We start from the raw sequence: 10,639 nt of genomic DNA on the forward strand, positions 1-10,639 counted from the left end.
AACGATCCACAGGGTCCCGATGAGGAAGATCGACAAGCCGACTCTGAATAGCTATCTCATAGGTAAAAGGAGCTTCCCGGAACGGTATCTCTCCCAGTACGCGACGAACCCACCTTAGAGGGTCTGGTTTCAACTCCAGTCGCCCCTTCTCGGCAAGGATCAAAACCTCCCAGATCACAATAGGGGAAAGCCAAAGCTCATTAGCCGGATTTTCCAACACCTCAGCCACACGAGGGCTTAACCGCTCAGGTTCCATAAGGCCCCAGATGAAAATGTGAGTGTCCGGAAGGAGCCTCATCGGTTCATGATCTCCCATTCCCCTTCCTCCAATGCAGGGCCGATGATATCGCCTTTAATCTTACCGGTATCCCGAAACGATCCCAACCAGGAGGATGGTCGCTCAGGGGGAGGTGGGGGTAGGATCTGAGCGATCGGCTCACCACGGCGAGTCACCAAGATCGGTTGACCTGTCCTCTTCACCCGATCAAGCAAAGCCAGACATGTCGCCTTGAACTTGGAAATCGAAATGCTTTCCATCATAACCCCTCCTTTCGAGGGGATTTTACCATAGTCGTTGACCATAGTCAAGTCACTCCATCATCGAAAATTTTTTGTTACCTTTTGGCTCAAAATGGTATCTATAATGTATGAGAGGGGAAACTATGAACGACACGGAACTGATACAACAAACCCTACAGGGCAACCCCATAGCATTCGGAAGGCTGATGGAGAGATACTACGATAAAGTCCTCCTCTACACAGCCTCACTGCTGAGAGATTACTTCGAGGCAGAGGAAGTTACCCAGGACGCCTTCCTGAGAGGATACCACCGCCTAAGAGAGCTGAAAGATCCCAACTCCTTTCTCCCCTGGATGATCAGGATAGCCCACAACATGGCCCTCAAGAGGCTCAGAAGGAGGAGGGATCTCCAGGTCATCTCGATAGAGGAATTGGAAGAGGAGATAGCGGATGATAGGTCATTCGAGGATGAGCTTTTGAGGAGGGAGGCGGAGGAGATATTTTATGATGCGATGGAGGGGTTGTGTGAGGATGAAAGGGAGATGTTGTGGGGATGGCTGAAAGGGGAGAGTTACAGGGAGTTGAGTGAACGATATGGCAGGAGCATAGGGGCGGTGAAGATGCGGGTGAAGAGGGCGAAGGAGAAGGTTAGGGAGGAGGTGCTTAGGAGGCTGAGCGGTTTGATAATTCTTCCATGGAGGAAGGTTGGGAAGATGATAGGAGGTGTCGTTATGAAGGCCACGACGAAGGTGGCGATAACGGGAGCGGTCGTGCTGATGCTTGGAGGGACAGGGATATGGATGACGATGCATCGTGGAGATGAGAACCCTGTTGTGAAGCCGAGTGGGGTGAAGGTGGAGCGGAGGATGGAGGCAAATGTTTCATCTCAGAAGGATGAGAAAGAAGGAGAATCGGATGATCTGACCTTTGAGGAGTTCAACGCCTTTCTGGATTCCGTCTTAGATGAGTATTTCGGTGGGCAGGGGGAGGAGACCGTCCCTTCAGAGGAGGTGATCCCATCATCCTCATCAGGGGAGATGGCGGGAAGTGAAACGAGGGGAGGTTCGGAAGGGAAGGGGGAACAGGAGGAAATCGCTGGGGAGGAGATACCAGAGGAACTCAGGATGGCTATGGAGAGGATTGATGAGTTAGATGCTGAGAGAGAGAGGTTAAGGAAAAGAGAGTTTGAGATCCTGGATGAGAAAGAAGAGTTATATAAGCTGCGAGACTACTACGCTGAAATCGGCGATTGGGAGGAACGGAGGAAAGTCTCCCGCCGAATATATGAATTAGGAAAATATGGGGAAGAACTTTCAGATGCTTATCACAGAGCATGGGATGAGATCTACAAACTCTTTGACATAGTAGAAGAATACGCCCTTCAAGGGAATCCTACCGCCCTTAAGTTTCTAAAGGAGAAATATGATGGGTTTTTCTATAAGAGAGCATTGGAGAGGATAAAACAAAAGGAAGGAGGTGAATAAATGGAAAGGAGGAGGTTGCTCTGGTATGGGATCTCGGCCTTTGCGGTGTTAATTGTTGCTTGGCTTCACATCGCTGTAGCGATGGCCCGGTCCATCTCACCGGATGATGAACGGATGGATCTTCAAGGCAGGGTGGTTGATGAGAGAGGCAGACCGGTAAAAGGCGCGCGGGTTGACATCTGGACCGCCAAACCGAAATCCGGATATTCCCTCACATGCCCTTACTGTTACCTGGACTGTTCCAAGGAAGCCCTGACGGATGGGAACGGCTCCTTCAGGATCGAATCTCTGCGTGCCGATCTCGTCTTCAAGATACTCGTCCTGGCCCCGGGCTATGTCCCTCGGTTCTTCGACGGCGTCGAAGCCAGAGAGGAAGTGACCTTTAAACTCTCGTCTTTGAACCTTAAGGGGATACCCCAGGAGAAGATAATCAGGATAAAGGTGACGGATGAGGAGGGCAGACCGCTACCCGGAAGCTATGTGGAGATCATAGGTGAGCGGAAAGGTGAACCGACCGGTATATCGGACGAGAAGGGGATAGCCATCCTTCCGGGTTGGGACCCTTCAAAACGGTATGAAGCCCTGATCACCAGGCCCGATTTCGCTCCTAAATACGCGAGGGATGTCAAACCGGGGAGCGAGCTGAACGAGGTCATACTCAATAGAGGCGTATCCGTCGGCGGTATGGTGATGTGTCGGATTACTGAGAATTCGAAACGCACTCTCGATGTGCCGCTGTCCGGGGCGGTCGTCGTGGCGGCTCCAAAGGGAGATGGAGGCTACTTGCCTACAACATATGCCCGAACAGATGAAAACGGATGCTATCTTTTCACCCACCTGGCCGCTGATCGACCCTACGATCTGTTTGTGATGTGTAACTCAACTGAAGCTCAGCGTGGATATATAGCGCCCCCTTTGAGGATAGACGGATTGGAAAAAGGTGAGGTGCGTGAGGGGATAAACATAATCCTTAGTAAAGGGAGAAGCATCAGCGGCAGAATCGTTATGCCTGAAAGCCAGCCCGTTCCCGAAGGGTCGTGTGCCGTCGCTACCACCCCATGCGGAGAGGTGTCAGCTCCGATCAGAAAGGACGGCTCGTTCAAACTCGAGGGACTTCCACCGCTCGACGCCGATCTGATCGTTGAGGTGCCTGGGTTCATACCGGCGGAATTCCTAAATTCATGGGGAAGGGTGGAACCTCTGAAGTTCGATATGAGGGGGGACATAACGGGTCTCGTTGTGCATGTTAAGAGGGAGGGCGATGTAGGTAAAGACGATGGAATAACGTTTGAGAAACTTCTGGAGGAGATCAGAAAACGCGAAGGGAAGATGCGATCGGGTGAGATGTTTACCGATCTATGGTGGATAACGCCAAGGGAGATGGTGGAGGAGATAGAGGTGGAATTCCGTCGGGACGGCATGCCCGTGCCCTCCGTCAAGTCGAGCATAAGCTTAAGCCGTGGCTACTATGCCTTTAAAGGCGTGAGATACCGCTTCGATGCGATGTTCGGTGAGATCACCCCTGAGGAGGTGAACCCCGAGGAGCCGTTGCCACCTATAGCTCAGTTCCTTAAGACCCCTATACTTAGGATAACCTATGACGGTGAGAGGTCCTATCGTTTCAGGTTGCGTCGGCCTCTCCAATTGGTGATCAGCAAGGGGGATATAAGACTTTCCAGTGTTAAAGAGATGGGGCCGCTTTACTGGCTGAGGTTTTGGGGCACGGCCTCCGCCGGAGATCTTCTGGAACGCTACCTCGTCAAATACCCTGGGGTGAGAATGGCACCGGCTAGAGGCGAGGTTGTAAACGACGATCTGTGTTATCGAATCCCTGTCGATCGCTGGCCGATCTCCAACTTCGAGGGTTACGTGTTGGTTAACGCCCGGCGGGGTTATCTCCCTCAAGAGATTTACGCCCGCACCACGGATGGAGATTGGGAGACTTACATACGTTTCACCTTGGAGAAGAGCTACGGTCGCGACATGTGGTATCCGAGGGAAGTGCGATCGATCTCATACGAATTCAAAGGTGGAAAGCGCAGGCTGCATCATATTAAGATCGTCAGATTCTACAATCTCTCGATAAACGTAGATCTGCCCGATGAGATGTTCCGTATCAGTCCGCCCAAAGGCGTGAGCGTTTATTATGAGTGAAAACCCCTCATGACGGGGTCGAAGGGAAGTTTGTTATACTATTTCCCCACCGAGATTATGTTTAGGTTAGGTGGAGGAAGATCTTGAGGGACGAGCATCTGATACAAAAAGTCATCTCAGGCGATAGCTCAGCATTCTGCAAACTGGTGGAGAAATACTTCGATTCAGTCTGCAGCGCCCTCTGTTCTCTCATCACTGATCCACTCGACGCGGAGGAGATAGCTCAGGAGGCTTTCCTCAGGGCGTATCTGCATCTCAGAAAGCTGAGAAAACCTTCCTCCTTCAAAACGTGGGTGATGAGGATCGCTTTCAACATCGCCTTCGATCGGATGAGAAAAAGGGAACCTCAGATCATCTCTCTTTCCCAGATCGATCCCGATAAACTGAGTATCCCCTCGTTCGAGGATGAGATACTGAGAAACGAACTGCTGGAGGAGACCGAAAAGCTCATAGACCGGCTGCCCGAGATGGACAGAGAGATGCTGAAAAGATGGCTTTTCGAGGGGAAAAGTTATGGCGAATTGAGCGAGGAGTACGGCTTATCATATAGCGCCGTGGCGAAACGAGTGCAAAGGGGATTGAAGAAGATACGGAAGAGGTTGAAGTGGAAATTCGGCGGGGTGATCTTAATGCCATGGCGTAAAATCATGAGATTCCCAGGGAGTGTTATCATGAAGCTATCAACTAAAGCTGTGGTAACAGGTATGGGAATATTGATAGCGGGAGGATTTGGGGTTTGGATCGTGATGCATAAAGGGGAGGATGAACCGGTTGTGAAACCAAGAGATATGATGTATGGGAAGGTGGAAGAGAGCGTTACATCCCAGAAGAGCGTAAGGAAGGAGGAATCAGATGATCTGACGTTTGAGGAGTTCAATGCCTTTCTGGATGCTGTTTTAGATGAATATTCCGATGAGCAGTCGGAGCAAGCCGTTTCCCTAGAGGAGGATATCCCGCCCACACCCGATAAGGCGTGGGGTGAAATGAAAAGGGAGACACCCCAGGATAAGCAGGATGAGACGGAGGAGGCTGTCCCCGAGGAGTTGAGGTGGACGATAGAGAGGATCAAGGAGGTACGGGCCGAGGAGGAGAGATTAAGAAAGAAACTCGATGAGCTGGCCAAGGAGAACAACGACTTGATCGAACTGGTGAATTATTACGACAGCATGGGTATGGAGGAGAAAAGTCGAGAAGCCTTTCGACGTCATTTCTATCTAGTGAAATATGTGATCGATCCGCTGGTAGACACCAGTAATAGATTAATGGACGAACGGTTCAGGCTCTTCGATATAGTGGAGAGATACGCCTTTCAGGGGAACACCGTAGCCCTGGAATTTCTGAAGAAGAACCCCTTTTACTACAAGAGGTTCCTGAAGAGATTGAGAGGAGAACCCGTCGATTTCTGACCTTTTAAGCTTTGTGAAGACAGGGAAAACGAGTTGAGGTCGAAATGAACCATGTTATGGGTGATCCTACCATGCCTCATATGCTTAACTGGAACTGATCCGGCCCTGTTGATCGCCGTTGACGCGTCAGATCCTGGAAACCCGGATCTCATCGCATCCCTGCCGTTGAACGGAGGACCTATCCCGGGATGCATCGCCTGTTACGGCGGAAGAGCTTTCATCGGAACCGAAGAGGGATTGGAGGTGGCGGACGTCTCCGATCCTCACTCGCTAAAGCTCATCGTACAACTGCCGCTTAAAAACACCGTGGGAAGGTTCTACGTCATCAAAGATTACCTCTATGTCCCCACCGGTCGAGGGCTTTTCGTGATGGACTCCTCATCAAACCCTCCGAAATGGGAGATGCAAAACGGGCCGGAGGGATACGAGAGAATGCCGATAGCTGAGTTCCGGGTGAAAGGTAGTATGGCGTGGGCTCTGGACAGATACCGATACATCCACCTCATCTCCATATCAAACCCCACCCGGCCGGAGCTTATAAGCTCATCCGGTATCTCAGGTCGGGATGTGTTCTTCCGTATCTTTCACGATGAGGTCAGGCCCTGGAGCGAACTCAACGCCGCCATCGAATCCTCGGTTACCCGGAAGTTCCTCAACATCAGGGTGGACGATCTTAAGGATGTAATCGTCCTCAGAAGAGAAAGCGGCGATTCCCGAAGGATACCGGCTATCTCCGAGAAATACCTCCTCTACTGGGATTACCGAACGCCTGAGCTGCTCTGGCTCCTACCTCAAGGAGGTAAGCCGGAGTATTTGGATCTCATCCAAGAGGGGATGCGATATATCTCGAACGCGAACATCGGAGGGGGATACATCCTTTTTAACCGGAGGATCGTTCTAATCACCGGGTGGAGAGGAAGGATAGACGAAACGGAACGCTTGAAGAGCATGATCGACCTTCAGATCGTCGGGGATAAGGCGTATCTGATAACCGAATCGGGCGAGCTGATGGTTCTGGAGATCCCTGAGAGGAGGATAACCTGCATGTTCAGCGAACCTGAGCTCGAATTCAAGGCTTTAGGCGTGAACGGGGACATGATCTACATCGCAGCCGTCAGGAGGAAGGTGAAACGGTGAGGAGAGTCGCCCTGCTCATCACAGCGTTCATGATCTCGATTCTTCTCCCCGGATGCGCTATGAAAGGGGTTTCCCTCTTCAGCAGTCCGCCTCCAAAATGGGCCTTCGCCGTGATGGATGTCTCCGATCCTCATAAGCCTCGACTTTTAACGACTGTCGAGATCAAGCGAAAACCGAGATATTTTAGCATCTGCGGCGAAAGGATAGCTATGACGGGTGACGGGGGAGTTCAGCTTTTCAGGATTGGAGCGGACGGAAGTGTCAGGGGCGTGGCGGAGTTCCCTCTAAGGCGCATATCCGGCAATGCGGTTCTGAACGGCGATTACCTCTTTGTCCCCGCTGAGAATGAACTCGTTGTGATCGGTCTGAAGGATTTGAAGGAAAAGGCGAGGATGAAGGTAGGGGATTCACCCATAGTTGATATGGATCTCTCCGGCGAGTATCTCTATCTGCTCGGCCGATCCGTTTTCCATATCCTCTTGGTCCGTAATCCTACCTCTCCGAAGCCGATCGCATCGCTTCCGATCACCACATGGACATCGCAGTTCGCGACCGCTTCAATTGAAAACGGAATCGATAGGGTAGAGCTCATGAAAGCGCTTAGAAATTCCGATTCCTTCCTCCCCTCGAATTGCCTCTACACCACCCTCTTACTAATGAGGGATCAGGTTTCGTACCGGGCGAGATGGGGTTGGAGGATAACCTTTTCGAAGGATTATTTCATCAGGTGGCACGGGGGTATCAGGAGGATCGAGCTGAAATCACCTGAGAGCGAGAGATGGGATCGCATAGACCTGGACGCCGCCTACACGAAATACCTGTATCTATCCGGCAGGAAAAAGCTAAAGGGAAGGGATATAGGTGAAGTGACGATGGCCTACGGGTATGGTGGAAAGGTGATGTTCTTCGCCCTGGACAAATGGGGTGAGACGGTCGATGTCATAAGAGCCCCTTTTAATTCGATAGCCGACATTGCCGTTTCAGGAGATACGGCCTATCTGTTAACAGAACCCAAGCTGTTGTTCATCCTCGACCTTTCAAGTGGTGATATGCTTTCCCTTCTGACTCTGCTGGACAAGTATAAGAGGATCGTAGCTACGAGGAGAAGTATCATCCTGTTTTGATCTCATGATCTGACCTTTCAATGGTGAGGATCACCTCTGTCCCCGCGTTCGGCTGGGAGATGATCTTCAGGGAACCTCCCAAAAGATGGGCCCTCTCCCTCATGCCCATAAGTCCGAGCTTCCCCGCCTCCAGAAACTCCGAATCCCCTTTGATCTCGAAACCCTTTCCGTTATCGCTGACCGTCACGGTTGTTCTCTCATCTCCAAACTCTATCCTGATCTCGGCCTTTGTAGCCTCAGAATGCTTCCAGACGTTACGCATGGCCTCCTGAACGACCCGGTATATCAGGAGCTCCTCCTCTGGTGAGAAACGCCACTCCGATCCCCTGACTTCCAATCCCACCTCTATATCCGATTGGTCCTGAACCTGTCTTGCCAACTCCTTCAGGGCAGGGAGTAGTCCGAAGTATTCCAGGGTGGGAGGGCGCAGATCCTGGACGAAGCGGCGTATTCTAATCAGGGATTCATCTATATCCCTCTGGACTCTCTCCAATGGTTTGAGCATCTCCTCCGGCATATTTGAGTGCTCTGATATAAGGTTATCCAGGCGGCGGGATATGGCGACCATGATCTGGATGGTATCGCCATGCAGCTCCCTCGCGATGCGTTTGCGCTCCTCCTCATGCGCCTTGCTGATCTGATTGGCATAGAGACGCAGGTTCTCCCGCAATCTCTTCTCATCGGTGATGTCACGGGCGATATGCAGGAAGGAGGGCGTCTTCTCATCTCCAAGGAGGCTGGTGGTCAGCATGAGGATCGCCTTCCTACCGTCCTTTTTTATCACCCTCTGTTCATATGGCTGCTCCACCTCCTCGCCGGAGAGCAGCTTTCGCTCCACCTCCATCTCCAGCTCAAGCCCCTGAGGGGTGAGGAACTGGGATATGTTTTTCCCTATCAGCTCGTTCAGATCGTATCCGGTCAACCTCGAGGCGGCCTGATTGGCGGCGATGATCTGGCCCGACAGATCTTGTACAGGGTTAATTCACTCGCCCGGCTCAACGTCGCCGACGGAATGGCAACCCCCCTCGCGCAGGAGGCCTATGAGAAGCTATTTGACGTGCTAGGCGAGAAACCCTCTCACGCCACCCTTGCCTTCAACTGGGCGAGGCTCGTGGAGATAATGTATGCCGCCGAAAGGCTGCTTGAGCTCGCATCGGATGAGGAGATAACCAGCACTGATGTAAGGATCATCCCACAGGGAATCGCAGGCGAAGGTGTTGGATGTGTGGAGGCGCCGCGGGGAACGCTATACCACCACTACTGGACCGACGAGGAGGGCATCATAACCAAGGCGAACCTCATCGTGGCCACCTGTCAGAACAACGCCGGGATGTGCATGTCGATCAAAAAGGCGGCGCAGAGCCTGATCAAGGAGGGGCAGGTGGATCAGGGGCTTTTGAACATGGTCGAGATGGCCTTCAGGGCATATGATCCGTGTCTCGCCTGCGCCACCCACGCCCTCCTCGGACAGATGCCTCTCGAGGTCGTCATCCGTGATACGGGCGGAAACATCGTGAAAAGGCTTGCCAGGAGATGAAAGCGTAGGGGCTAGGCATTCCCCTTTGAATGCCTAGCCCCTTAAGGGCGCAAAGCCTTGCGCCCCTATGGCGGCGAAAATTGTCACCCTAATTGTGAACCATCCCGTAATTCCTAATCATCTCTTTTAACTTTCTTTCGTTTTCCCGTATGGAAGGTGAAAAAGTATTCAGATGTGTTGTTACCGGCTAAATCCCAGAAAAATCCACCGCTGAACCTTATTTTGTAGGTCGTTTCTTCAAGCAGTTCGCTTATATCCAAATAAGCCTCAGTGGGAGAAACAAAGGTTATAAGCATTGATCCAGCAACCTCGGGTTCAATGTAAATCCCCACCGTGCGAGGGTTAAATTCGCGTCGAAATATTGGCTCGTTGAATATGATACCAAACCCTCCATCGGGGTCTACCAGCGTATCAAGCGGTAGGTGTTTGGTAGAGCCATCAACATTCACGATCTGTACGATCTCTATGATCCTCGGGGGCGTTTCATCTATCTCGTCCGAGGTCTCGAAGCTAAAAGAGTAATTATCCAGAGAAGCAGTGTCTTCTAGAGCGTGTACATCGGATATTATGACCGTGTACGTCTCACAAGGATGAAGATTCCTATAGGGTTTCAAGGAGAAATAATTATGATCTACCGTTAACCTGCCGTAAACATTATTACCCTTGCTGTCAACTATTTCCACTTCGATCGAATAAATATCACAGTCAAATACCGCTCCGATAAGAGTATTCACAGGTGCCTTGACACCAGGCGGTGGATTGGTATACAAAACATAAATGGGCGGGGGCACATATGTATTCGTGCATCCTTGTACTAATACCGTAAAAGCTGCAACCAATCCCCATACACCAAATTCGGAGATCTGATTCCAAAATATTGATCGCATCCTTTCATCTCTCAAAAGCTTCTAAAGGATTAGCAAGCCCAGAGATAACATCAACATAGCCTCCTTTTGCCCCTCTGACTGATTGACTGACAAAACTCGGCTCAAATACAGGATGAAGGCAATCATCAAGCGGGAGAACCACACCTCCAATTCATCCTTTCAACCAACCAAAAGGATAAACTTGAACCCCCAAAAGGGATCAACCCTTTATTGCGTAGTGCGTAATGCGTGCGGCGTAAAGCGCCTTACGCTCTACGCCCTACTCTCTACGCCTTACCCGCTTTATGCCTATGGCTGCGATAACTGTCCCCTTGAGAAGGCCATAAATCCCCCTCTCTCCTCCCTCTAAAGTTCAATACGGGCATAGCTCAACCTATCATCCCTTCCATCA

10 protein-coding genes are annotated in these 10,639 nt (G+C 51.3%); 6 read left to right on the forward strand and 4 right to left on the reverse strand.

Annotated elements, in window-relative coordinates; all coding sequences use genetic code 11:
* The coding region (locus tag J7M22_11875) for a type II toxin-antitoxin system VapC family toxin (GenBank protein MCD6507304.1) at nt 1-316 on the reverse strand (316 nt) is incomplete at its 3' end.
* Nucleotides 295-540: a type II toxin-antitoxin system Phd/YefM family antitoxin gene (locus J7M22_11880; protein MCD6507305.1), complete on the reverse strand. Its 246-nt coding sequence runs from the start codon at nt 538-540 to the stop codon at nt 295-297. The genes J7M22_11880 and J7M22_11875, both read right to left, overlap by 22 nt.
* 122 nt (nt 541-662) lie before the next feature.
* Between J7M22_11880 and J7M22_11885 the strand changes: the two genes are divergently transcribed.
* The 5 genes from J7M22_11885 (at nt 663) to J7M22_11905 (ending at nt 7,824) form a co-directional block, all read left to right on the forward strand.
* The gene (locus J7M22_11885; GenBank protein ID MCD6507306.1) at nt 663-2,003 is read left to right on the forward strand and encodes a sigma-70 family RNA polymerase sigma factor; all 1,341 of its coding nucleotides are present in this window, start codon (nt 663-665) and stop codon (nt 2,001-2,003) included.
* A complete protein-coding gene (locus tag J7M22_11890; GenBank protein MCD6507307.1) occupies nt 2,004-4,157 on the forward strand; it encodes a carboxypeptidase regulatory-like domain-containing protein in 2,154 nt (717 codons plus the stop codon).
* 83 nt (nt 4,158-4,240) lie between these two features.
* Nucleotides 4,241-5,563, forward strand: coding sequence for a sigma-70 family RNA polymerase sigma factor (locus J7M22_11895; GenBank protein MCD6507308.1), 1,323 nt, complete (start codon nt 4,241-4,243; stop codon nt 5,561-5,563).
* A gap of 51 nt (nt 5,564-5,614) precedes the next feature.
* Nucleotides 5,615-6,700 carry a hypothetical protein gene (locus tag J7M22_11900; protein MCD6507309.1) on the forward strand — a complete coding sequence of 362 codons (1,086 nt, stop codon included), beginning with the start codon at nt 5,615-5,617 and terminating at the stop codon, nt 6,698-6,700.
* Nucleotides 6,697-7,824 carry a hypothetical protein gene (locus J7M22_11905; GenBank protein ID MCD6507310.1) on the forward strand — a complete coding sequence of 376 codons (1,128 nt, stop codon included), beginning with the start codon at nt 6,697-6,699 and terminating at the stop codon, nt 7,822-7,824. Before J7M22_11900 ends, J7M22_11905 begins: the two co-directional genes overlap by 4 nt.
* Here J7M22_11905 and J7M22_11910 read toward each other — a convergent pair.
* Entirely contained in the window at nt 7,811-8,746 is a 936-nt protein-coding gene (locus J7M22_11910; GenBank protein ID MCD6507311.1) for a PAS domain S-box protein, read from the reverse strand. The two genes, J7M22_11905 and J7M22_11910, sit on opposite strands and share 14 nt — an antisense overlap.
* Before the next feature lie 90 nt (nt 8,747-8,836).
* Between J7M22_11910 and J7M22_11915 the strand changes: the two genes are divergently transcribed.
* Nucleotides 8,837-9,361 (forward strand): nickel-dependent hydrogenase large subunit, encoded by a 525-nt coding sequence (locus J7M22_11915; protein MCD6507312.1) that lies wholly within the window; start codon nt 8,837-8,839, stop codon nt 9,359-9,361.
* Nucleotides 9,362-9,474: 113 nt separating this feature from the next.
* On the opposite strand, the gene J7M22_11920 is transcribed toward J7M22_11915, so the two are convergent.
* Nucleotides 9,475-10,248 (reverse strand): hypothetical protein, encoded by a 774-nt coding sequence (locus tag J7M22_11920; GenBank protein ID MCD6507313.1) that lies wholly within the window; start codon nt 10,246-10,248, stop codon nt 9,475-9,477.
* Between the last annotated feature and the right edge of the window lie 391 nt (nt 10,249-10,639).

It is taken from the genome of Candidatus Poribacteria bacterium, assembly GCA_021162805.1.
In the GTDB taxonomy this organism is placed as follows: Bacteria; Poribacteria; WGA-4E; order B28-G17; family B28-G17; genus JAGGXZ01.

Bases quoted from the DNA above. Each gene is read 5' to 3' on its own strand.
- J7M22_11890 (MCD6507307.1), top strand. From the start codon at position 2,004: ATGGAAAGGAGGAGGTTGCTCTGGTATGGGATCTCGGCCTTTGCGGTG.
- J7M22_11885 (MCD6507306.1), top strand. From the start codon at position 663: ATGAACGACACGGAACTGATACAACAAACCCTACAGGGCAACCCCATA.
- J7M22_11920 (MCD6507313.1), bottom strand. From the start codon at position 10,248: ATGCGATCAATATTTTGGAATCAGATCTCCGAATTTGGTGTATGGGGA.
- J7M22_11915 (MCD6507312.1), top strand. From the start codon at position 8,837: ATGGCAACCCCCCTCGCGCAGGAGGCCTATGAGAAGCTATTTGACGTG.
- J7M22_11880 (MCD6507305.1), bottom strand. From the start codon at position 540: ATGATGGAAAGCATTTCGATTTCCAAGTTCAAGGCGACATGTCTGGCT.
- J7M22_11900 (MCD6507309.1), top strand. From the start codon at position 5,615: ATGTTATGGGTGATCCTACCATGCCTCATATGCTTAACTGGAACTGAT.